The sequence below is a fragment of the Gillisia sp. Hel1_33_143 genome (assembly GCF_900104765.1).
In the GTDB taxonomy this organism is placed as follows: domain Bacteria; phylum Bacteroidota; class Bacteroidia; order Flavobacteriales; family Flavobacteriaceae; genus Gillisia.
In genome coordinates this window covers 518,189-543,016 of record NZ_LT629737.1, presented here as the reverse complement: position 1 = coordinate 543,016, position 24,828 = coordinate 518,189, and the positions used below count along the sequence as shown (strand labels likewise).

Annotated in this window: 19 protein-coding genes; 14 read left to right on the top strand and 5 right to left on the bottom strand. The window is 34.6% G+C overall.

Features of this window, described 5'->3' with window-relative positions; translation table 11 throughout:
• Positions 1-36: 36 nt before the first annotated feature.
• A complete protein-coding gene (gene tyrS, locus BLT84_RS02445) occupies positions 37-1,332 on the top strand; it encodes a tyrosine--tRNA ligase (protein ID WP_034894530.1) in 1,296 nt (431 codons plus the stop codon).
• 207 nt (positions 1,333-1,539) lie between these two features.
• Here the strand turns inward: tyrS and BLT84_RS02440 are convergent, their stop codons facing one another.
• The 4 genes from BLT84_RS02440 to BLT84_RS02425 form a co-directional block, all read right to left on the bottom strand.
• The gene (locus BLT84_RS02440; RefSeq protein ID WP_034893620.1) at positions 1,540-2,517 is read right to left on the bottom strand and encodes an acyltransferase; all 978 of its coding nucleotides are present in this window, start codon (positions 2,515-2,517) and stop codon (positions 1,540-1,542) included.
• Positions 2,518-2,598: 81 nt separating this feature from the next.
• On the bottom strand, positions 2,599-2,937 hold the full coding sequence (locus tag BLT84_RS02435) for a T9SS type A sorting domain-containing protein (RefSeq protein ID WP_034893623.1): 339 nt from the start codon (positions 2,935-2,937) through the stop codon (positions 2,599-2,601).
• A 164-nt stretch (positions 2,938-3,101) separates the two neighbouring features.
• Positions 3,102-5,054 (bottom strand): hypothetical protein, encoded by a 1,953-nt coding sequence (locus BLT84_RS02430; protein WP_091262624.1) that lies wholly within the window; start codon positions 5,052-5,054, stop codon positions 3,102-3,104.
• Positions 5,055-5,114: 60 nt separating this feature from the next.
• Positions 5,115-7,892: a TonB-dependent receptor gene (locus BLT84_RS02425; protein ID WP_091262622.1), complete on the bottom strand. Its 2,778-nt coding sequence runs from the start codon at positions 7,890-7,892 to the stop codon at positions 5,115-5,117.
• Between the two features lie 307 nt (positions 7,893-8,199).
• On the opposite strand from BLT84_RS02425, the gene BLT84_RS02420 reads away from it, so the two are divergent.
• Both BLT84_RS02420 and BLT84_RS02415 read left to right on the top strand, forming a co-directional pair.
• Positions 8,200-8,883, top strand: a complete 684-nt coding sequence (locus tag BLT84_RS02420) for a response regulator transcription factor (RefSeq protein WP_034893633.1) — start codon at positions 8,200-8,202, stop codon at positions 8,881-8,883.
• A complete protein-coding gene (locus BLT84_RS02415) occupies positions 8,883-9,962 on the top strand; it encodes a sensor histidine kinase (protein ID WP_034893636.1) in 1,080 nt (359 codons plus the stop codon). The genes BLT84_RS02420 and BLT84_RS02415 overlap by 1 nt, the downstream gene beginning before the upstream one ends.
• Here BLT84_RS02415 and BLT84_RS02410 read toward each other — a convergent pair.
• Positions 9,900-10,958: a glycosyltransferase gene (locus BLT84_RS02410; protein ID WP_091262620.1), complete on the bottom strand. Its 1,059-nt coding sequence runs from the start codon at positions 10,956-10,958 to the stop codon at positions 9,900-9,902. The genes BLT84_RS02415 and BLT84_RS02410 overlap by 63 nt on opposite strands.
• A gap of 126 nt (positions 10,959-11,084) precedes the next feature.
• Between BLT84_RS02410 and trmB the strand changes: the two genes are divergently transcribed.
• The 11 genes from trmB (at position 11,085) to BLT84_RS02355 (ending at position 24,745) form a co-directional block, all read left to right on the top strand.
• Entirely contained in the window at positions 11,085-11,759 is a 675-nt protein-coding gene (gene trmB, locus BLT84_RS02405; protein WP_091262618.1) for a tRNA (guanosine(46)-N7)-methyltransferase TrmB, read from the top strand.
• A gap of 4 nt (positions 11,760-11,763) precedes the next feature.
• A complete protein-coding gene (locus tag BLT84_RS02400; protein ID WP_091262616.1) occupies positions 11,764-12,387 on the top strand; it encodes a LysE family translocator in 624 nt (207 codons plus the stop codon).
• 1 nt (position 12,388) lies between these two features.
• The gene (locus tag BLT84_RS02395) at positions 12,389-12,733 is read left to right on the top strand and encodes an MGMT family protein (RefSeq protein ID WP_091267946.1); all 345 of its coding nucleotides are present in this window, start codon (positions 12,389-12,391) and stop codon (positions 12,731-12,733) included.
• A gap of 131 nt (positions 12,734-12,864) precedes the next feature.
• The gene (locus BLT84_RS02390; protein ID WP_034893650.1) at positions 12,865-13,995 is read left to right on the top strand and encodes an Mrp/NBP35 family ATP-binding protein; all 1,131 of its coding nucleotides are present in this window, start codon (positions 12,865-12,867) and stop codon (positions 13,993-13,995) included.
• On the top strand, positions 13,996-14,238 hold the full coding sequence (locus tag BLT84_RS02385; RefSeq protein WP_034893652.1) for a NifU family protein: 243 nt from the start codon (positions 13,996-13,998) through the stop codon (positions 14,236-14,238).
• Positions 14,239-14,276: 38 nt separating this feature from the next.
• A complete protein-coding gene (locus BLT84_RS02380; protein ID WP_034893656.1) occupies positions 14,277-15,338 on the top strand; it encodes an NAD(P)/FAD-dependent oxidoreductase in 1,062 nt (353 codons plus the stop codon).
• Positions 15,339-15,393: 55 nt separating this feature from the next.
• Positions 15,394-15,732 carry a 2Fe-2S iron-sulfur cluster-binding protein gene (locus tag BLT84_RS02375; protein WP_091262614.1) on the top strand — a complete coding sequence of 113 codons (339 nt, stop codon included), beginning with the start codon at positions 15,394-15,396 and terminating at the stop codon, positions 15,730-15,732.
• 87 nt (positions 15,733-15,819) lie between these two features.
• The gene (locus tag BLT84_RS02370; RefSeq protein WP_091262613.1) at positions 15,820-18,573 is read left to right on the top strand and encodes a triple tyrosine motif-containing protein; all 2,754 of its coding nucleotides are present in this window, start codon (positions 15,820-15,822) and stop codon (positions 18,571-18,573) included.
• A 290-nt stretch (positions 18,574-18,863) separates the two neighbouring features.
• The gene (locus BLT84_RS02365; RefSeq protein WP_091262611.1) at positions 18,864-21,839 is read left to right on the top strand and encodes a SusC/RagA family TonB-linked outer membrane protein; all 2,976 of its coding nucleotides are present in this window, start codon (positions 18,864-18,866) and stop codon (positions 21,837-21,839) included.
• 12 nt (positions 21,840-21,851) lie between these two features.
• The gene (locus BLT84_RS02360) at positions 21,852-23,297 is read left to right on the top strand and encodes a RagB/SusD family nutrient uptake outer membrane protein (RefSeq protein WP_091262607.1); all 1,446 of its coding nucleotides are present in this window, start codon (positions 21,852-21,854) and stop codon (positions 23,295-23,297) included.
• A gap of 74 nt (positions 23,298-23,371) precedes the next feature.
• On the top strand, positions 23,372-24,745 hold the full coding sequence (locus BLT84_RS02355; protein WP_172822433.1) for a glucoamylase family protein: 1,374 nt from the start codon (positions 23,372-23,374) through the stop codon (positions 24,743-24,745).
• Positions 24,746-24,828 lie beyond the last annotated feature (83 nt).

The window sequence follows — 24,828 nt, the reverse complement described above, 5'->3', positions numbered from 1 at the left end:
GGTATCTTTACGGCTGTTTCAGTACAAAAATATATGATGATCAAAAATTTTGTTGAAGAACTTACTTGGAGGGGAATGCTTCACGATACCATGCCCGGAGCAGAAGAACATTTAAATCAAACTATGAGATCTGCCTATATAGGTTTTGATCCTACAGCAGATTCTTTGCATATAGGTAATCTGGTGCCCATCATGCTTTTGGCACATTTCCAAAGATGCGGTCATAAACCTTTTGCATTGGTAGGAGGAGCTACTGGAATGATTGGGGATCCTTCAGGAAAATCTAATGAGCGTAATCTCTTAGATGAAAAAACCCTAAGACATAATCAGGAATGTGTTAGAAAACAATTATCGCAATTTTTGGATTTTTCTTCAGGAGTTAAAAACGAAGCAACTTTAGTGAATAATTATGATTGGATGAAGAAAATTTCATTCCTTGACTTTATTAGGGATGTAGGAAAGCATATTACTGTAAACTACATGATGGCGAAAGATTCTGTGAAAAACAGACTTACCGGAGAAGCTACAGAAGGAATGTCCTTTACAGAATTCACCTATCAATTAGTGCAAGGGTATGACTTCTTGCATTTATATAAAAATGAAAATTGCACCCTTCAAATGGGAGGGAGTGACCAGTGGGGCAATATTACTACCGGTACAGAACTTATTAGAAGAGTGGCTGGAGGTAAAGGATTTGCGCTTACATGCCCACTAATTACAAAAAGTGATGGTAGTAAGTTTGGAAAAAGTGAAGGAGGTAATATCTGGCTGGATGCCAATAGAACATCGCCTTATAAATTCTACCAATACTGGTTGAATACCAGCGATGAAGATGCGGAAAAATACATCAAGATCTTCACATTTTTAGATAAGGAAATCATAGAAAATTTAGTAAAAGAACATAAAGAAACCCCACATTTAAGATTGCTTCAAAAGAGGTTGGCAGAAGAAGTTACAGTTACTGTACATAGTCAGGAAGAGTTAGATAATGCAATTAAAGCTTCTGAAGTTCTTTTTGGTAAAAGTACTGCAGACGATCTTAAGAAGTTAAATGAAGCTACGTTCTTAGATGTTTTTGAAGGTGTGCCACAAGCAGAGATCTCTCGTGCAGATATAGATGCAGGTTTGGATATGATAGCTGCTCTTGCCGCTAAAACAGATTTTCTAAAATCTAATGGAGAAGCTCGTAGAGCGTTAAAGGAGAATTCTATCTCTGTGAATAAAGAAAAAGTTGGAGAAGATTATATGATCTCTTCAGAAGATCTTATTAATGATAAATACGTAATTATTAATAAAGGAAAGAAGAATACTTATATTCTAAGAGTGATATAAATTACAAAACCCCTTTATTCTAAAGATATAAAGGGGTTTGCAACTAACTAACCAATCTAATATGAAAAAACTTCAATTAGCTGTAAACAAAAACCTAACCAAAAATTATGTTTACACTTATTAGTTCGAAGTTTTTTTCTTTCATTACAGCCTTAACAGAATAATAACAGTTTTAGGGTCAGGCAGTTTGATGCTTAAATCTTAAAGTTATAAGACCATAAGATTACAACCTCTAATATCGCTATTATCAAACCTGCCCAGAATCTCTACAGAATCTTTCTTATGGATCTTACCAAGATCTTGAGTAGCGATAAAAGAGCAAGAGTTAATATTTGCCAAATCTATCACATTGATACCTCCAGTTTTGCCTTGAGATAAATAGCTCAGGGCATCTTCAGGATCTCTTATAAGGATCTTCATCCAGGGAGGACAATTAAAGATGCCGTTTCCATTAGAATAGGCTTGAGATAATAATTCTGTCATTCCATATTCGCTATGAATAGACTTAACTCCGAAACCAGCAGCAAGTATTTTATGTAATTCTTCTCTAATCATCTCTTTTCTTCTACCTTTCATACCTCCGGTTTCCATAACTACCACATTTTTTAGATTGAACTTATAATTCTCTATAAGATCTAATAGCGCAAAAGAAACACCTATCAATATTATTTTTTGGCCAGATCTATCTAATTGGATCAGATTATCTTTTAATTCTTCCAAATTGTTTAAATAGAATCCGCTTTTAGGGTGTTTGCTCGCTTTTATTAGATGGTCTGCCATATAAATAAGGGAAGAACCATCTCTTTCTAAATAAGAGGGTAACAGCGCTAAAACAGCATAATCTTCTATATTTCCATAAAATTCTTGAAATGCTTTATTAAAACTTTCTTCGTAAATATTAAGATCTGTAACATGGTGTTTGCTCGTATTGCTTCCGGTAGTACCACTACTGGTAAAAGTCTTCTGAATTTTATCTGCTGAAGAAAGTATGGTTTCAGATTTGAAGAAATTTATGGGTAAAAAAGGAATTTGATCGATCTCTCTAACAAGCTTAGGATCTGTATTCAGAAGATTACAGAATTTTTGATATACAGGATTATTATCAAACTGAAATTTGAAGATCTCTAAAGTAGTAGCTTTAAATTGCTCTTCGGAAGAGATAGAGAAAATCTTATTCTTATTCATATCTATATGTTCAAAAACGGACAAAGTTAAAAATAAAAAAGCTTCCTAAATGGAAGCTTAATAAGTTGTATGGCTAATATCTTACCGGACTACTAATTTTCTAGTCGCTTGCTCATCACCTTCTTTAATCTTCACAATATAAATACCCGGAGTTAATTCTGAAACATCAAGTTCTCTTCCCGTTAAACGGGCAATGAGTACTTTTTTCCCCAATACATTGTAGACTTCTATCTCTTTTGTACTATTAGCGTCTGAAGTGATATACACTTTACTTCCCGTAACAGGATTTGGATAAATAGAAAGGCCAGAAATAGGTTTTTCCTGGGCGTACGCAGGAATATTAGTGCTTTGTGCTGAGGTAAGGTTACTTAACAGCAAAAAACAAACCAATAAAAAGCTTAAAATGTAATGCTGTTTCATACTTTTTGGATGTGGTTAATACAAACTTACAATTTTTAACCCAAAAATGATACCAACTTATTGTGTTGATTGTGTTAAAAAAAATAGTTAAAAGTGCTAAAGTTTTAAAACAGAAAAAGCGAGCTAAAAAGCTCGCTTTAAAAATTGAAATATGATTATTAAGGTTATAGTCTCGCATCAATCCAGTTCCAGTCAGAGATGTCTACTTTAGTTCCTAAAGAGTAATCTGCATCTTTTACAGCATTAACTCCATCGATCTTTATATTAGATAATGCTCCAAAATCTTTCATATCTATATTAGTGTCATAACCTTCTAAATATAGGTTGTTAATTGTGGCTCCAGATTCTTTTTTGAATTGAAGAGCAATACCTCCTGTAGAAGAAATAGCAGTAAAGTTAATAAGTTTAGGATTGTTGTTTACTCCATCTCCTTCAACTGCAGTAGAAAAACCTTCAATGTTGTGTAAAACATATACATTGGTAACAGTTCCATTCCATCCTTCAGTCCAATCTACAGCGTCATCTTCATTATTTTCAAAATAAAGATTCTTTGCAGAGACAGTCCCTCCAAAAAATTCAACTCCATCATCAGATCCATTTATTACGGCAATGTTCTCTAAAACCGTTCCAGAACCTACAGAATAAAACGAAACTCCGTTATATTGAGATTCCGAATTAATTTGAGCTCCAGTTCCAATAATTACTAGATTTTTGATACTTCCAGAACTATCTGCATTGTCACTTCCGCCGTAAATAAAACCACCAACTTCTGCAGTAGCATCTATACCTTCTGTGGTTACAGCTTTCCCAACAATGGTTAAACCTCCCCAGTCTCCGGCTTTTGCATTTATAGAAGACATAACTACAGGATTACTTTCTGTACCCTGAATATCAATTTTTCCTCCTTTAAGCACAGCTATATAAACATCTGTTCCTCCGTCTCTAGCCGTGATCTTTGTTCCTGCTGGAATGGTAAGTTTTCCGCCATCCTGCACTATGTAGGAAGAGGTAAGTTGGTATTCTACAGAAGCATCTAAAGTTAGATCTCCGGTAAGGGTACCTTGCAAAATAGTGGCATCTACACTAGATCTGTTATTGATCCAATTAAAAGAGCTTTCATCTACTGTTGCAGTTGCGGTGTAAGATAATTCTGGATTTGCAGTCTCCCCATTAAGTTTTATGTTGCTCAGAGGTCCAAAATCTTTCATATCTACAGAAGTATCATATCCTGTAAGAGAAAGACCGGTAATAGTTGCTCCAGATTCTTTTTTAAATTGTAAAGCTGTTCCTCCAGTGGTAGAAACAGAAGTTAAGTTTACAATTTTAGGATTGTTATTAAATCCATCTGCTTCAACAACTGTTGAGAAACCTTCAATAGTGTGAAGAGAATAGGCGTTAGTAACGGTTCCATTCCAACCTTCTGTCCAGTCTATAGCATCATCTTCATTGTTTTCAAGATAAAGATTTGTAACAGAAACAGTTCCTCCAAAAAATTCAACTCCATCATCTGCTCCGTTAATTAAAGCAACGTTGTTGATAGAAGTTCCAGAACCAACAGCATATAATGTTAGACCATTATATTGAGATTCTGCATTTATTTGTGCACCAGCTCCCTCTATTACTAGGTAATCTATAGATCCAGAATTGTCTGTATTGTCTGTTCCTCCATAGATAAAACCTCCTACTTCAGCCTTAGCATCTACACCTTCTGTAGTAACTGCATTTCCTAAAAGTAGCAATCCACCCCAATCTCCTGCTTGCGCATTTACGGAAGTCATGATTACCGGATTATTACGAGTTCCATTTACGGCAATTTCTGCCCCTTTTTGAATAGCTATATAAACTTCTGTACCAGCGTTCGCAGTGATCTTAGTTCCTGCAGGAATAGTAAGTGTTACTCCAGATAGTACATTTAATTGTCCTGTTAATTTGTAAGAAACAGAAGGGTCTAAAGTTAGATCAGACTCAATGTTCCCTTTTAATTCATTGTTTACCGGTCCTGGATTTACACCTCCATCTGGGTCGATGATATTGCTATCATCTGTGCTACAACTCGAGAATGTAAGCCCGCAAGCCAAAGCGAAAAGTACTGAAAAAGTTCTTAATGTTTTTTTCATGGTTTTTAATTTAGTTAGTAAAATATTTAGTGGTTAATAATAGACATGTGGTTAAATGTGCTAGAAGTTATATTTAACTCCTAATTTTAATACGGATCCTGTTGTGTAAGATCTCACAGTTTGAGTGGTCTCTACTCCTGTAGTACTAGGTCTTACTTTTTGGGTCCTTTCAATGTTAGGATTCAACAAGTTCTTTCCGCTTAAAGAAATATTGAAATGTTCTCCTAGGTCTTTAGAAATGTTTGCATCTAAGCTTACAAATCCTTTTTCTATGATCGCATCATTATAAAAAGTTGCACTTTGTGTTTGAATTTCTGGTGCTCCCAATGCGTATATTTTATCTGAAGCATAGTTAGCTGTTATGCTTGCATTGAACTCATCTTCTTTATTATCTGAGAAGTTTAGAGAAGAGTTTAAGATCCAATCTGAAGCTCCTTGCAAGCCTGTTTCAGTTAGACCTTTATATCTAAAGGTTCTAATAAAGTTCCCATTTGCATCTACGGTTTCTTTAAGATCTTGAGTATGCCACATTTTTGAGGCATTAAATGTTAGGTCTAGATCTACATCAGACTGTATTAAGCCCATTCTAGTTTCTAGTTCCAATCCGTAGATCTCTGCTTTATCTCCAGAGTTAAAGAAGGAGAAGATCCCTGCAGAACCTCTATCTTGAACTTTATTAATTGGATCTTCTATTCTTTTATAGAAACCGGTTAATGAAATAAGTTCTTTTGCAGTTGGAAAAAATTCGTATTTAATATCTAAATTATAGTTGGTAGAAGCTTGTAGATCTGGGTTCCCTCTAATTACCTGTCCTGTTTGAGAAACATATTCAAAAGGAGCAAACTCTTTAAATTCAGGTAACGTTAAAGTCTTACTTGTTGCCAATCTAAGGTTGGTCTTATCATTTAAGGCATAACGTACGTTTAAACTAGGATAGAAATTATCTTTTGCAATTTCAGATCTACCTACACGTCCTGGGATGTTACCAACGTTATAAACCGTATATAGATTGTCATTTTGGTAACGTACGCCTAGGTTAATATTAAATTTATTGATCTCATAATTAGCACTTACAAATCCAGCTGCAGATTCCAAAGTAGCGGCGTAGCGATCTGGTTGCAATCTGTTAATGATTAAAGAACCATTATTGAAATTTGTTGGAGTAAATATCTCTGAGATATTGTCTATAGAACTTGGATTAAGCAAATTGGTAATACGCTCCTCTACTCCTAAAAATTGAGAAACAAAATCTCTTTGCTTGTTCCTGTAATTTCCTCCAAGAGTTAGACTTAACTTTTGAGTTTCTTCATTGATCAAGGTCATTTTATCAGAAAGTAAACCATTATATTCTTCATCATTAATAGCCTGTCCGGATTTTCTTTGTTGAAAACCACCATTTCTACCTAGTTGAACAAAATCATCATTAAAGTTTACCTCGTTTCTAATTCTGTTTGGCTCATCTGCATCTACTCTGTTATATCCAATGGCCCAGTTAAGTTCATTATTTTCAGTAAGATTATGATCTCCTATTAATTGATTGATCCAAAGACGTGTTTGTTTGATATTTTGATCTCTAATAAATTGAGCAAGACCTTCGCTTGGTGCAGTTTCTTCAAATATTACTCCTTCTCCATTTCTACCTCCTTCATAAACTTCATCCGAAAGTTTATTTATAAAAAGGCTGGTGGCTGTCACTTTATTAGCATCATTTACTCTATAAGTAAGCGTTGCCAAACCGGTAGTATTTACAGATTTTGAAAAAATTTCTGCATCTAAGATAGAATCGTTTATAAAGTTTGCTCTAAACTCTCTAAACACGCCTTCTCTATGTTCAAAATTAGTGCTTTGAGATCCAGAAAGGAAAACAGATAATTTATCTCCTATTTTTTTCCCACCACTAATAGAATATCCTGTATTTACTGGAAGGTTTGCTGTTTCCGGACTCCAGCTTTGGTTTATGATAGACTCTCTAGGAGAAAGTTTTTTAGAGTAGAAGCCTAATGTTATATCATCTGAATTTGGAGAAACTTTAAAGTTGTTACCAACACCGCTTTTAACTGCATTGGTGTTAATTCCTCCATCTATTCCAAGAGTTAATTCTTGAGTCCATCTTAATTCTCTAGAAGTGATATCTATATTTCCAGAAGCTTGATCTGCAGAGCTGGAAGCAGCGTATGTTTTGCTAATACTAACATTTTGAATCACCTTGGTTGGAAATAGACCTAGGTCTATATTCTTATTTTCTACATCGTCTGAAGGTATAGGTAACCCATTCATAGTAGTATATAGATAACGATCTCCAAGTCCGCGAACAAATATATCTCCTGAAGCTTCACTAGAAGTTACACCAGAGATCTTTGTAGTAGCAGCTGCGGCATCAGAAACTCCCATTTTCGCTAATTCCTGAGCTCCAATACTTTCTTTAATTTCTACAGCACCTTTTTGTTCTAGTAATAAAGCAACTTCAGAATCTCTTCTAGAAACTGTTTTAATTACCACTTCATCTAAAGAAGCTGCGCTGGCTCCTAACTCTGTGTTTACTTCTGTCACTTTTCCTGCAACCACAATAACATTAGGTACGTCTAGCGTTTCATATCCAATAAAGCTGAAACTTACAGTATAAGTTCCGGGTGCTAAATTTTGCAACGTATATAATCCGTCAAAATCTGAAGTGGTACCTGTAGAAGTACCTTTTATTATAACATTAGCAAAAGGAAGCGGTTCTCCACTCATTTCCTTATCAGAAAGTTTTCCTGCAATAGAACCTGTAGTAGCTGGTTCTTGAGCTTGCACGATTCCTATTAAAAAAAGGGCGATAACTAATAAAAAATTCTTCATTTAATTCTTTTTGTTTCTATGCTGCAAATTAACGTGCTTAATCCCACCCGAAACTTACCTTAAGTTTAAGATTGGGTTAATGCAAGGTGTTGGAATGTTATCTTAAAGTTTATAAAAACTCACATTTTGAGAATTTTGAACGAGGATGAAAAAGGTGATTTTGTACAAGTGTTAATTATACAGTGGCTTAGCTCAAAATTTCACTTATTTGATTGTTAAGTGATTGTTACCAGATGAAACCGTGGGGAGGATACGCTAAATCAATAATATGTTTACTTTTGTATGGAACTCTTATTAAAATGCCTTTATGAAGAAAAAAGATATTACTATTCTGTTGGTTGATGACGAACCGGATATATTGGAAATTGTTGGATACAATCTTTCTTCTGAAGGGTATACGGTTATAACTGCTGAAAATGGAGCTCAGGCCGTAAAGCTTGCTAAAAAGAAAAAGCCTCATCTAATTATCTTAGATGTAATGATGCCAGAGATGGATGGTATAGAAGCTTGTGAACAAATTAGAAAGATTCCAGATCTTGGTGAAACAATTATTACCTTTCTTACCGCTCGAGGAGAAGACTATTCACAAATGGCAGGTTTTGATGCCGGTGCAGACGATTATATTACCAAGCCTATCAAACCAAAAGTTTTGGTGAGTAAAGTAAAGGCGCTTCTTAGAAGATTTAAGGAGACAGAGTCTACAACCAATATCGTAAAAATAGGGAATCTTGTAATTAATAGAGATGAGTATAAGATCATGAAAGATGATGAGGAGCTTATCTTACCAAGAAAAGAGTTTGAACTACTATCTTTATTAGCTTCCAAACCAGGGAAGGTATTTAAGAGGGAAGAAATTCTGGATAAGGTTTGGGGAAATGAAGTAGTTGTAGGTGGAAGAACTATAGATGTTCACATTAGAAAATTGAGAGAGAAAATTGGAGACGAGAGTTTTAAGACTGTAAAGGGAGTAGGGTATAAGTTTGTAATTTAATGTCTAAAAACTTTAAAAGATCATATAAGTTTGCGATAAAAACATCGCTATACATTACAATTTTTCTGATGCTCTTAATGAGCGTCTTCTTATATATCATGCATACTTTTGAAGTAGTGCCAGTATTATTCTTCGCGGCAGCATGTTATCTATTTTCGTTTTTCATCATTCAGTATAGAGTTGAAAATTTTATATATAAAAGGGTAAAGAAGATCTATGATAATGTAACCCTCTTGGAGGCTTCAACTTTAAGACCAAATCAGATAACTACAGATATGGCTACTCTTACCAAAGAGGTAGAGAAATTTGCAGAAGATAAAAAGTTAGAAATAGAAACCTTAAAAATTAGAGAGACGTATAGGAAAGAATTTATGGGGAATGTTTCTCATGAATTAAAAACACCTCTATTTACAGTACAAGGATATATTCTTACACTTTTAGATGGAGCACATAAAGACAAAGTAATACGCAAAAAATACTTAGAGCGTGCTAGTAAAGGAGTAGAGCGGTTAATCTATATTGTTAAAGATCTAGATATGATTACCAAACTAGAGACCGGAGATCTACACCTTCATATCGAGAATTTCAATATAGTTGAGCTTGTACAAAATTCTTTTGATCTTTTAGAAATGAAAGCAGCCAAAAGAAATATCACTCTTACTTTCGATATTGCTTATGATAAACCAATCTGGGTGTATGCAGATAAAGAGCGCATTCAACAAGTAATTACAAATCTTGTGGTGAACTCTATAAAATATGGTAAAAAGGGTGGTACTACAGAAATTAGTGTGGAAAATCTTATTAAAAATAAGGTGATTGTAAGAGTTACAGACAATGGCGAAGGAATTGAGAAAGGTAATATTCCACGGTTGTTTGAAAGATTTTACCGAGTAGATAAAAGTGGGTCCAGAAAAGAAGGTGGTTCTGGATTAGGTCTTTCTATAGTTAAGCATATTATTGAAGCACACCTAGAAAAAATATATGTTGAAAGTGTCTTTGGTGTTGGAAGTGAGTTTTCATTCACTTTGGAAAAGAGTAAAGAAACTACCAAGATCACAGCTCCCGTTAAATCCGACTAACCCACTATAATTATCAGTCGTTTCCAACATCTTCAAATTAAAATCTTTCTGTTTACAGCTATTAGCAATATTAAGTTTTTTAAGTCTGGCAGCTAAATATTCCTGTTCCGGTTGACCCGGAGTTGGTATAAAAAATGCTTTTTTCTGTAATTTCGTTAGATCTAAAAGTGTTGTATAACCAGATCTGGAGATCACTAATTTAGAAATGTTTAGAAAAGTTTCCAGTTCTTCAGATTTCATATAGTTATAGCAAGTAATATGCTCTTTTCTCTCTATTATTTGCTGAGACTCTACAATTCCTCTAACCATAATTACATTTCCTTTAAAAGATTTAAATTCTTTAAGGAGCTTGTTCTCTAGAATTTCTCGCTGAGGTTGTGGTCCGGATAGAATAATTAGAATATCTATGGATAATAATTCTTCCTGTTTCTTAAACCTACTTATAATACCTAAATAATTGATCTTCAATTTTTTGGTTCTTAAATGGCCTAATCTTCCACTAAGATTATTTTCTCCTTCAACATCTGGAACCCAGCATTCTTCAAAATTTCCAAGTTGTTTTTGCTGAATCTTACTGCTTATAAAAGTTGTTGCTCCAGAAATTACATTTAGCTGATGTGTAATAATTACAGAATTAATTTTCTTGGAATATGCTCCCCATCGATTATCTGATATAACTCCAGCTATATTTTCTTTCTCTATAAGTGTTTCAATTACTTTATTTTCTTCTTTGATCGTTCTTAAAATATGCGGGGTTTGGCGTAATATTTTCCACGTAAAGAATAAGCTGGTTTTAGAATATCTTATGTTGTAAGAAGGTAGCGAGTATGTTCTTAGGTGCGGAAATTCTTTTTTAAGCAATAATAAAGCGTCCCCATCTGAAGCTAAGATTACTTCAAAATTTTGAGACTCAAGTTCGCAGATTATAGGAATGCATCGGGTGGCATGTCCCAGTCCCCAATTAAGCACCGCTACTAAGATCTTCTTATTTCTCATACACAAATATAGAAACACTTTACTGCAATCTCAGTGCACATTAGCGTTCAAAAATAGTACTCGTTAAAAGGTTTTTTAGGATGGTCTGCTCGATTTTAGCTAATTTTACCAAAATATTAAGTACCAGTGGGGAGTAAAAATAAACTCAAAAGATTTAGAGAGAATGAGCAATTCTCTAATGTTATTCAGCCTTCTAGAGAAGAAATTACAGATAGTACCTATCCTTTAAAGGGTAAGTGGAATGAAAATTTCTTTAAGAATGAGAATCCTATAGTTTTAGAATTAGGTTGCGGAAAAGGGGAATACAGCGTTGCCTTAGCGCAAGCTTATCCAGAAAAGAACTTTATTGGAATAGATATTAAAGGAGCAAGGTTTTGGCGAGGTGCTAAGACTGCAGTAGAGGAAGATCTAAAGAATGTAGGGTTTATGCGTACCCAGATAGAACTTATAGATAAGTTATTTGCTGAAGGTGAAGTTGATGAAATATGGATAACTTTCCCAGATCCTCAAATAAAGTACAAGCGTACTAAGCATAGATTAACCAATTCCGAATTTCTTCAGAAATATAAATTGATTTTAAAAGCTGATGGAATGGTGAATTTAAAGACCGATTCAGAATTTATGCATGGGTATACGTTAGGTCTTTTACATGGTGAAGGTCATGAAATTATTCAAGCTAATCATGATGTCTATAAAAATGAATATTCTCCAAAGGAAGTAGTTGGTATACAGACTTTCTATGAAAAGCAGTATCTTGAGCAAGGTAAACCTATTACCTATATTCAATTTAAGATAAAATAACACTTTGGAGGAAACAAAAATTTTCCTGATAACTTATTTTGCAGCACTTCTGGGAGTAGTACCTCCCGGACTTGTTAATATGACCGTAGCTAAGACTTGTTTAGAACAAGGAAAGAAAAATGGATTGTATGTAGCGGCAGGAGCTTCATTTGTGGTAATATTTCAGGCTCTAATTGCAATTTTACTGGTAAAGTATATTTTCGATAATCCTTTTGTTAAGAATATTTTGCTACGCGCTGGTTTAGTCATCTTCTTGTTACTCACTATTTATTTTTACGTGCAGGCTAGAAGAGGAACCCATATGGAAACGCATTCCAAAAAAGCTAATACAAACAGTATTTTTAAAGGGGTTTTGGTTGCCGTACTTAATGTATTTCCCATTCCCTTTTTCTGTGCATTGGCTGCAGGATTAAATATTGGGGGAGATGTAGATTATCATATTACCTTCATCCTACTTTTTATAATTGCTGCATCCTTAGGAACATTTACTACTCTTTACTTTTATGTGGTCTCCTTTCTTAAGATAGAGGAGAAAACAGAGATGTTCAGCAAATATTCTAACTATTTTATGGCTGCTCTTATGCTTGTTTTGGTCATAATAACTTTTGTTAGAATCTTTCTATCTTAATATGGCTACTGAAAAAAGTTTTTTTGAAAAGGTATATGAGGTTGTGAGATTAATTCCTGAAGGTCGAGTAACCTCTTATGGAGCTATAGCAAAATATTTGGGATCAGCCAAAAGTGCTCGAGTGGTTGGGTATGCGATGAATAATTCTCATAATATGGAAGATATTCCTGCTCAAAGAGTAGTGAATAGGTTAGGACTACTTACCGGGAAGCATCATTTTGGAGGAACTTCTGCAATGCAACAATTATTAGAGGCAGAAGGAGTTCAAATCAAAGAAAATCAAATTCAGAATTTTAAAGAACTTTTTTGGGATCCAATGCAGGAATTAACGGAATATGAAGATTGATCCTCTTTATAATTTCCGCTTATAATAGCATCAATCAATTATCTTTAAATACTTCGAATTCTTAGCTTTTACTGTTATATTTGCATTTTAGAATCAGTCTATATAAGAGGCTGAAATTGAAACAAATCAGCATGAAATTAGATCGTAAAGATATACTAGCCGCCTTAGAAACTATTACTGTTTCTGGGGAAGGTAAGAATATGGTAGAGAGCGGAGCCGTTCAAAATATAATGACCTTTGGAGATGAGGTGGTAGTAGATGTAGTTCTTACAACGCCTGCACTTCATATTAAAAAAAGAGCCGAAGTAGATATCATGAAAGCAATTCATGATAAAGTCTATGAAAAAGCTAAAGTAAAGGTGAATATTAAAGTAGAGGCTCCGGAAAAGACAGAGATCAAAGGGAAATCTATTCCCGGAATTACCAATATAATAGCTGTAGCCTCCGGAAAAGGTGGTGTTGGAAAATCTACTGTAACTGCAAATTTAGCAGTGTCTCTAAGTAAAATGGGTTTTAAAGTTGGAGTCTTAGATGCAGATATATATGGGCCTTCTATGCCTTTAATGTTTGATGTAGAAGCAGAAAGACCACTTTCTGTTAACGTTGACGGGAAATCTAAGATGAAACCTGTAGAGAATTATGGTGTTAAAATGCTATCTATAGGATTTTTTACAAAGCCAAATCAGGCAGTAGTTTGGAGAGGGCCAATGGCAGCAAAGGCTTTAAATCAAATGATCTTTGATGCTGCATGGGGAGAATTAGATTTTATGCTGATAGATCTTCCTCCTGGAACAGGAGATATTCATCTATCCATCATGCAATCATTGCCAATTACAGGTGCTGTAATTGTAAGTACTCCTCAAAATGTTGCTTTAGCAGATGCTAAAAAAGGAGTGGCAATGTTTCAGCAAGAAAGTATTAATGTACCTGTTCTTGGAATTATAGAAAATATGGCTTATTTCACCCCAGAAGAATTGCCGGAAAATAAATATTTTATTTTTGGACATGGTGGAGCTAGACATCTAGCTGAAGATCTTAAAGTGCCGTTTTTAGGTGAACTTCCACTAGTACAAAGTATTAGAGAAGCAGGAGATATTGGTAGACCTGCAGCCTTGCAAACGGCTACACCATTAGAAAGTGCTTTTGAAGAGATCACTAGAAATGTGGTACAAGAAACTATTAGTAGAAATAAAAGTATTCCTCCAACCGAAGCTATAAAAATCACTACCATGGCGGGATGTAGTGCGGTTAAAAAGAAATAAATGACTAGCGAAGAAATAAAACTTAATGTAGAAAAAGCTTTAGCCGAAATTCGTCCTTTTTTACAGAGCGATGGGGGAGATATTTCCTTAGTCTCTATTGAAGACGACAAATTGGTAAAGGTTCAATTAGAAGGTGCTTGCGTAGGTTGTCATGTTAACCAAATGACTTTAAAGTCTGGTGTAGAAATGACCATTAAGAAATATGTACCTCAGATAGAGCGAGTTATAAACATTGAGAGTTAGTAGTACTATTACTATCGATCCATGCAAATAGAAATAAGATGATTAAAACAGATATTTTGATTATTGGTGCTGGTCCAACAGGGCTTTTCACCGTTTTTGAAGCCGGATTATTAAAGTTGAAATGCCATTTGATAGATGCGTTGCCTCAACCTGGAGGACAATGTTCAGAGATCTATCCAAAAAAGCCTATTTATGATATTCCCGGATTTCCGGAAGTGTTGGCAGGAGATCTTGTAACCAATTTAATGGAGCAAATAAAACCTTTTAGCCCAGGTTTTACCTTAGGAGAAAGAGCAGAAACCTTAGACAAGCAGGAAGATGGAAGTTTTATAGTTACTACTTCTAGAGGCACAAAACATCATGCTCCTGTGGTGGTAATTGCTGGAGGTCTTGGTAGTTTTGAGCCAAGAAAACCACCTATCGCTTCTATAGGAAATTATGAAGATAAAGGAGTTTCTTATATCATTAAAGATCCAGAAGTTTATAGAGATAAGAGTGTGGTAATTGCTGGGGGTGGAGATTCTGCTTTAGACTGGTCTATTTACCTTGCAGGAATTGCAAAAGAAGTTTCTTTAGTGCATAGAAGAACAGATTTTAGAGGAGCGCTAGATTCTGTAGAAAAAGTAGAAGAACTTTCAAAAATTGGCAAGATCAATTTAATTACAGAAGCAGAAGTTGTAGACCTAAAAGGGGAAGATCATTTAGATGCTGTTGTTATAAGACATAAAGGTCAAGCTTCAGATGAAGAGGTAAAACCTACAGATCATTTTATTCCTTTATTTGGTCTTTCACCAAAATTAGGTCCTATTGGAGACTGGGGATTAGAAATAGAAAAGAACGCCATTAAGGTTGATAATACGTATGATTATCAAACCAACATTCCCGGAGTTTATGCAATTGGAGATGTGAATACCTATCCCGGTAAGCTTAAATTGATACTTTGTGGTTTCCATGAAGCAGCTATTATGTGTCAGAGTGCTTACCAAAAGATCAATCCAGATAAGAAATATGTTATGAAATACACTACTGTTAGTGGTGTAAGCGGATTTGATGGTTCCAAAAAAGAAGCCAAAAGAGAAGTTGTAAAAAGCATCAATTAATAACAATAACCTCATTAGATCGAAAGAGCTCAATGAGGTTCTTTTTTATAAGTATATGTCAGACATTAAAATTACGATCATAGATAGAGAAGGAGAAGCACATGTAGTAGATGCTCCCACAGATATGAACATGAACCTGATGGAAATTGTTAGATCTTATGAATTAGCGCCAGAAGGAACTATTGGGATTTGCGGAGGAATGGCTATGTGCGCATCTTGCCAATGCTATGTGCTTAGCAATCATGATCATATACTTCCGGAGAAAAGCTATGAAGAAGAAGATATGCTAGATCAGGCTTTTTTTGTAGAGGATAATAGCAGATTGGGCTGTCAAATCCATATGACCCCAGAATTAGAAGGTCTAGAAGTAAAATTAGCACCCGCGTCTAACTAACGTCAGCCTTTACGTTTAGAAATATTCTAATAAGATCAAAATCCTTTTTTTCTTTACCTTGCATCTTATCTACAGCAAATCTTGGTAATGATAAGAATATTCTTTGTTCTCTTTTTATTCAATTTTACGGTCTCTGCCCAGGAGATTAGTCCTTATTTCAAGAACTATAGCAAGCAAGATTACAAAGGAGAAAATACCAATTGGGATATCTCTCAAAATTCTGAAGGCTCTATCTTTATAGCCAATGGGGCTAACCTACTTACGTTTAATGGCGATTTCTGGCAGAAATACAATCTGCCTAATTCTTATACAATAAGATCTGTAGAGGTTATAAATGATACTATTTATACCGGATCTTATCATGAATTTGGATATTGGTTAAAAGATGAAAAGAATAGACTGAATTATACTTCGTTAAGTACGTCTATAGATGCGGCTAATTTTGATAATGATGAGATATGGAAGATCATAGCTCTCAAAGATGATATTCTTTTTCAATCCTTCGGCAAGCTTTATATATATCATAAAAAGGATGCAAAAATTGAAATAGTTCCCTTTGGGAATATCTCAGCTGTCTATAGTTTCTATATAAACAACATACTCTACATTACTACGAAGAATAATGGGCTATATAAGCTGCAGGATAACAACGTGCAATTTATAAATTGGAGTACACCGTTAAAGGATTATACCATTCAGAGTATTGCGCCTTTTAAAGAGGGATTACTTATTGCTACTCAACTTAACGGTTTATTTCTTTATAAAGATAATAAACTCACCAAATGGCGATCTGCCTTAGATTCGCAATTCGAAAATCTAGAGATTAATAATCTTAAGATTGTTAATGATCTGGTTTGTGTGGGGACCATTAATAATGGGTTGTTAGTATTAGACACAAATGGTAGTTATAAGTATGTCTTCAATAAAAAGAATGGTTTCGAGAATAATACCGTAATAAGACAATTTGTAGATAGTGATGAAAATTTGTGGCTTGCCTTAGACAATGGTCTAAGTAAGATTCATCTTTCCAAACAGATGTTTGCCTTTAATGACAAATCTGGAGTTCTAGGAACTGTCTACTCTGTGCTGGCAACAAATGAAGGGCTTCTTTTAGGTTCTAATCATGGAGTATTTAGTCTGAAAGACGGAAATTTAGAATTCTTAAGGTCATCTAATGGTCAGGTCTGGAGTCTGACGGCAGTAGGAGATGAAATTATTTGCGGTCATAATAACGGTACTTATATTATTAATAAGGGAAGATTTGATTATTTAAATGAAGTGAATGGGGGTATGGATTTTATACCTATCCCTAACTCTAATTATTATTTACAACCCAATTACACAGGGTTGGCTAGATATGAGAAGGTAGATGGTAAATGGCTTTATAAGAGATATACTGAAATAGATTTTCCTGTTAATAAAGCGTACTTTGATGAAAAAGGTAAATTATGGGTGGAGACGGCCCACCGAGGAATTTTTCAATACCAATTAACTAAAGACTTTCAAAAGTTAAGATTGATACGAAAGTTTACGGATTCCCGATCTCAGCTTTTTGCTATAGGAGCTAATATGTATCTATCTTCAAAAGACAAAATTCTAAAATATGATGCAGTTAACGATACCTTATTAATAGATACCGTACTTGCAGACAAATTGAAACCATTTAAAGAAATAGCCACCTTAAATGATCATTTAGTAGTCTCCAAAAACACAGATGCTTTTAAAATTGTTGATGTAGCTTCAGGAATGCATTTTAATCTGAATGATGATTTAAATTTTAGCAGGATCGTAAAGAATTACCGTAGCGCTATAGTTATAGGAGAGTTTATATATGTTTTCATGGATGATGGTTTTCTCAAAATCTCTAATAAGGCTGTAGGACAGACCACAGAATCTGCAAGGACATTTATAGAAAAAGTATATATAAATGGGAAGCTTTCAGATCTTTATGACAAAGATGAAATTCCATATAATAAAAATGCCATAAGCTTTTGGTTCTCCAGTAAAGATCCGGGTCCACTTTCATTACCAGGATATGCTTATAAGTTGGAAGGTTATGATACAGCCTGGTCTAATTATTCAAAAGTCCATACCGTAGCTTATAACAATTTACCTCCAGGAGATTTTATATTTAAGGTTAAAAATGATTCTAATAGTGAAGAGCAATCTTATGCTAGTTTTGGTTTTAAGATTTTACAACCATGGTATTTAAGAGGATGGGCGTGGGTAGCTTATGCACTAATATTGACCATCCTTTTATATTGCATTCATTTATACAATAAATTGAAGTTTCTAAAGCGTAAGAAAGAGTACGAAAAGAATCTGGAATATGAGCAAAAGCTCGTTATTCAGCGTCAGAATTTTGAAAATAGTAAAAAGATTACTGAATTAGAACAGGAGAAATTACGAGGTAAATTGAAGTCTAAGAGTAAAGAGTTAGCAACATATGCAGCGCTTATGGCAAGAAAGGAAGACATTCTTATTGAGATGGAGCGTGAAATAGATAAGTCTAATATTAAAACTGAGAATAATAAACTCTATAGTAAGCTAATCGATATAAAAGATAAGCAGGTACATACACAAAATGAATGGAAGCTTTTTGAAAGGAACTTTAATGAAGTTCATGAAGACTTTTTTAAGAATCTGCAACAAAATTATACCACTCTAACTCCTAAAGATCTTAAGCTTTGCGCCTATCTGAAAATGAATTTAAGTTCTAAAGAAATTGCCCCACTTATAGGCATTACATTTAGAAGTGTAGAACTACATCGATATAGGTTAAGAAAGAAATTTAATCTTAGCAAAAAGCAAAACCTAGTTAAATTCTTAATGGAATTGTAAAATTACACTTACGAAAACGTTATAATTTTGTATTTCATACCACATCATTACCACATCAAAATATAATATTGTTAGAATTATTACTTTATTTAATTTATTTAACAAGTTAATATTCAATGTGTTGAGTATTGTTCATAACTTGATGTGTTTAGTTATATCCTCATATTAGCAACAACTACAACTCTTAACGTAGTTTTGAAAGTAATCGATCTCTATTCTTAAATTTTTTAAGAATTGAACAAGAAATATTGTCCATCATTATAAATAATTTTTAAAATTCGGGTGTCCACATGAAAACAAAACTAACTCTAATATGCTTGTTGCTTCATCTATTTTATTTTCAGGCTCAAGCTCAAGAACGTATCCTCACAGGAACTGTAATGTCAGAATCAGATGGTTTGCCATTGCCGGGAGTGAATGTAATTGTTAAAGGAACTTCTACAGGAACCATAACAGATTTTGATGGTAAATATAGTATAGGAGCAAATAGTACAGATACGCTACTATTTAGTTTCTTAGGATTTGAGAGCAAGGAAATAGTTGTTGGCTCTCAAAATTCTATAGATATAGTACTTGGCGAAAGCGCATCTACGTTAGGAGAAGTAGTTTTAGTGGGGTATGGTAGCACTAAAAAACAAGATGTTACCGGTGCTATTACTAGAATTAAAGCTGAAGAATTGGTAAAACAACCCGCTCTTACGCCTACTCAGTCTTTACAAGGAAAGGCTTCTGGAGTACAAATTATTGCTTCTGGTGCACCGGGAAGTTCGCCAATTGTAAGAATTCGTGGAACGGGTACCGTACAAGCGGGAAGAGATCCTATTTATGTAGTAGATGGAATAATTACAGATAGAATAGACAATATTAGCAGTGAAGACATAACTTCTATAGATATCCTTAAAGATGCATCTTCTCTGGCAATTTACGGAACCAGAGGGGCAAACGGGGTTATTATTGTAACTACTAAGTCTGGTAAAGCAGGTAAAATGCAAATAGATCTTTCTTCCTATTATGGAATTAAGGAGGTGTTGAGTAAAGTAGACATGGCTAGTGCTAGCGAATATGTTGACTTTTCTAACAGGGCTTACGGCTATGAAAGATTCAGCCCTAATCAACAATATGATACAGATTGGTTTGATGAAATTTCACGCACTGGGACGGTAATGAATCACAATATCTCTATAAGTGGAGGGAATGAAAAAGTTACGTCTTTCTTTAGTGCTAATTACTTTGAAGAAGAAGGGATCTTAATTGGAAACGATTATAGAAGATTGAATCTTAGAGCAAAAGCTTCTTATAAGCTAACAGATAAATTAAAGGTAGATCATAATATATCTTTATCTCTTAATAGATCTGTTCCAAAACCTTTCTCTGCTTTTACATCTGCATACAAACAATCTCCAATTGTACCTGTAAGATACGTGAGTGGAAGTTTTGATGGTAGATATGGAGTGCCTTTTGATGATTCTGGTGCAAGTTTTAATAATGTAGGGAATCCTGTTGCAGCTCTGGAGCTTAATGATGAAAGACAAAAGAATTTAATATTACAGGGTAATGTTTCTGCTACCTATGATGTTACAGAGTATTTATCTGCAACTTCAAGATTTGGAATTGAGAGCGGATACGGCAAATCTTATACGTTCACTCCAAATTTACAGCAGTTTCTTGCTGCAGACCCTACTAGAGAAATTATAGACTTTAATTCTACCAATAGAAATACTTTAAGAGTTAGAAAAAGCGATTTCTACCACTGGGTATTCGATGCATTTTTAACATTCGATAAAAGATTTGCAGAACAACATGGTGTGAAATTAACATTGGGTACTACTGCGGAAGAAGAACAGAATGATTTTATAGAAGGAACTAGAAATAATGTTCCGGATGACTCTAATCTGTTTTCACTTAATAACGGAGAGCAGGGAACAGATGTGGTTAATAGTGCGCTATCAGATAAAAGAAGATTGCGTTCTTATTTTGCACGTTTAAATTATGATTTTGATAATAAATACTTGCTTACTGCAACTATAAGACGAGATGGATCTAGTGTTTTTGCAAATAATGATGATAAGTGGGGTAATTTTCCATCTGTTGGTCTAGGTTGGGTAATTTCTAATGAAGATTTTCTTAGTAATTCCAATATTGTAAATAATTTAAAATTTAGAGCGAGTTGGGGACAGTTAGGAAATCAGAACATTCCACTAAATGTACTTACTTTTAATTCTGATCTTGGATATGTACTTGGTCCAGATCAGGTTATCACTCCTGGATCTACCATAACCGCAATTATAGATAATAACGTTGGATGGGAAGTTACCGAAGAATATGATTTTGGGATTGAGTTCGCCTTTTTGAACAATAGACTTTCCGGAGAATTTGATTACTACGATAAATTAAATAAAAATGCAATTCTGCCAATAAGCTTGCCAGATGCATTTGGAGCTTCAGGAATAACTTTAACTCATGCTGGAAAAATTAGAAATAAGGGACTAGAATTTTCATTGAATTGGGAAGATAAGATTGGTAAAGATTTCAATTATCATATAGGAGGTAATATCACTAAAAATGATAATAAACTTGAAGAGATCACCAATCCGTTCGCTTTCGAACAGCAAGGTGGAAGTATCGGAAACGGACAGGTAACAAAACGTTTAAGAGAAGGGGAGCCATTAGGAAGCTTTTACCTACTGGAAGTTGATGGATTTGATGAAAGAGGAGATTTTGTATATAGAGATGTAAATAATGACGGAGCTATAGATGATGGAGATCGCAAATTCTTTGGATCTATTCAGCCAGACCTTTACTTTGGAATAAACGCAGGTTTAGACTATAAGAATTGGGATTTCAATATTCAAGGATATGGAAATACTGGAAGCATGGTCTATAACGGTAAGAAAGCACAGCGTTTTGGTGGAGAGAATATCGAAGCAAGCTTAGCTCAAAATATTTTCAATTTTGATAATGGTTCTAACATGAACCCGGCACCTTCTAATGAAGTGCCATTGTCTTCCACCTATTTCTTAGAAGATGGAGATTTCTTCAGAATAAATAATATCACTTTAGGGTACACCTTACCAGATATTTTGCCGGGGGCAACCAAGATCAGGATCTATGGTCTTGCGCAAAATCCGTTCATATTTAAGAAATATACAGGATTTACTCCAGAACTACCAGGTAACGGAGATCCATTAGGAGATTCTGCGGGAATTGAGTTAAGTGCCTATCCATCTGTACAGTCCTATATAGTAGGGGTGAATTTAAATTTTTAAAACGATCTAGTTATGAAAAAACCTATAATTACAATTATAACAGGACTAATGCTAGTATCATTAGCTTCTTGTAACGATGATGAGTTTCTTGCCGTACAACCTTCCAAAGAAACTACAGAACAAGCCCTCTCAAGTCCTACAGCAGCTACAGAATTGGTGAATGCTGTATATAATAAATTTCTATCTTTTAACGAGAGTTCTTTTTCGTGGATTGGTGTTACGAGTATAACAAGTGATGATGCAGATAAAGGAAGTGATCCGGGAGATACCGGTACAGATAAAGACCTTATGGATGCTTTAACTTTTACTTCTAATACCATTTCTATAAATGAAGTTTGGGAAGCCAATTATCAAGGTATAGCCAGAGCAAATCAGGCGTTGCAATATTTACCAGATCTCGATATAGATGAAACTTTAAAAGCCAGACTAATTGGTGAAACTAGGTTCTTAAGGTCTATGTTTTATTTTAGATTGGTAAGAATGTTTGGTGGAGTTCCATTAATACAGGGAGTTCCAGATATTCAAAATCAGGATGATATAAATGCGGCAAATAATAGAGTATCAAAAGAAGATATTTACGCATTTATAACTGCAGATCTACAAAATGCAGTAGAGAATCTACCTACCTCTTATCCAAATACAGATCTTGGAAGAGCAACAAAAGGAGCAGCATTGTCTTTGTTGGCTAAAGTGAATATGTATCAGGAAAATTGGCAAGAAGTGTATGATCTTACTAATGAAGTGATGGGTCTAGGATATAGTTTAACTCCAGATTATGAAGATGTTTGGAAAGAAATAGGCGAAAATAATTCAGAGTCTATATTTGAAATTCAGGGTAGAGGTGAAACTCCAAATAAAGGAGTAGAAGGCTATTTTGTGGTCCAAGGTGCTAGAGGTGCCGGTGGATGGGGCTGGGGATTTAATACTCCTTCTGAAGATCTCGCAAGTTCTTATGAAGAAGGAGATACTAGAAGAGATGCAACTATCATTTTTAGAGGAGAAACTCTTTGGGATGGATTTTTAGTGGCAGAAACGGTATCTAATCCTATGTATAATCAAAAAGCATATGTTAGTAAAACCATGGAAAGCTTTAATGGTGGAGATTGGGAGTCTAATAAAAATGTTAGAATTCTTAGATATGCAGAAGTTCTTTTAATGAATGCAGAGGCAGCTTTAAAAGTTGGTGGCGATGCTCTTACTCCATTAAACCTGGTTAGAAATCGTGCAGGACTTGAAAGTCTTAATACAGTTACTCAGCAAGATGTTTGGAAAGAACGCAGATGGGAACTTGCTTTTGAGCACGATAGATTTTTTGACCTTGTACGTCAAGGTAGAGCAGGACAAGTTTTAAGAGCTCATGGGAAGAATTTTGTGGATGGTAAAAATGAATTGTTCCCTATTCCGCAAGCACAAATAGATCTAAGTAAGGGTAAGTTAACTCAAAACCCAGGTTACTAAATTGAATTTAATAACATTGGATTGACCCTACTAAGATCCAGTGTTATTTTAATATATCGAAAAAAACTATTTACATGAAGAAAACACGTTTCATAATTGCGCTTATCTATATCGGAATAATAAGTTCTGTAATGATCTCGTGTTCCAAAAGTGAAGATAATAACGGCAGTAATCCAACTCCAAATCCTCCAGATCCAGGTTTACCTCAACAATTATCAGATGTAGAGTTAATGGATAAATTACAGGAACAAACGTTTAAGTATTTTTGGGATTTTGCACATCCTGTAAGTGGGTTGGCCAGAGAACGGTCAGATGCTAATTCTTACGGCGGTGAAGCTCCTAATATTGTTACAACAGGAGGGAGTGGTTTTGGTGTAATGGCAATAATTGTAGGAGTAGAAAGAAATTATATTTCTAGAGAACAAGCTGTAGAAAGATTGAATAAGATCACCAATTTTATATTAAATGGGGATAGATTTCATGGTGCTTTACCACATTGGTATAATGGAAATACTGGAAAAGTACGGCCATTCTTTACGGAAGATAACGGTGGAGATCTCGTAGAAACTTCTTTTATGATTCAAGGGCTTTTAGCTGCCAGGCAGTATTTTGATCTGGATGTTTCAGAAGAACAGGCTTTGCGAGAAAATATTAATGCTATCTGGGATGGTGTAGAATGGGATTTTTACACCAATAATAAAAAGTCATTAACCTGGCATTGGTCTCCGGAATATCAGTTTCAAATAAATCATCAAATTCAGGGTTATAACGAAGGCTTGATCACTTACGTGTTGGCAGCATCTTCACGAACTCATGCCATCGAGTCAGATGTTTATCATAACGGATGGGCTTCTGGTGCTAATTTTGTAAATGGAAGATTCTATTATCAAAAATGGCAACTGCCATTAGGACCAGATTTGGGAGGTCCGTTATTCTTTGCTCATTATTCTTTCTTAGGATTAAATCCTGAAGGATTGCAAGATACTTATGCCAACTATTGGGATCAGAACGTGAATCATACTCTTATTAATAGAGAGTATGTTATAAAAAACCCAAAAAGCTTTGAAGGTTATAGTGCGGTAAACTGGGGCTTAACCGCTAGTGATGATAATACTGGGTATTCTGCGCATAGTCCTACTAATGATAACGGTACTATAACTCCAACTGCAGCATTATCTTCTATGCCATATACTCCGGAAGAATCTTTAAAAACGCTTCGTCATTTTTATTATGATTTTGATGGTAAACTGTGGGGCCAATATGGATTTTATGATGCTTTTAATCAATCTGAAAATTGGTATTCCAATCAATATTTAGCTATAGATCAAGGGCCAATAATAGTCATGGTAGAAAATTATAGAACAGGATTATTATGGGATCTTTTTATGTCTTGTCCAGAAGTAAAGCAAGGCTTAACAAAATTAGGTTTCAGTAGTCCAAACATTTAGAAATATAAGAGGTGGGGAACTCCACTTTTAGCAGAACAATCTTTAAGCATTAAAAAGTAGAACTAACTTAAATCGCGTTGAAT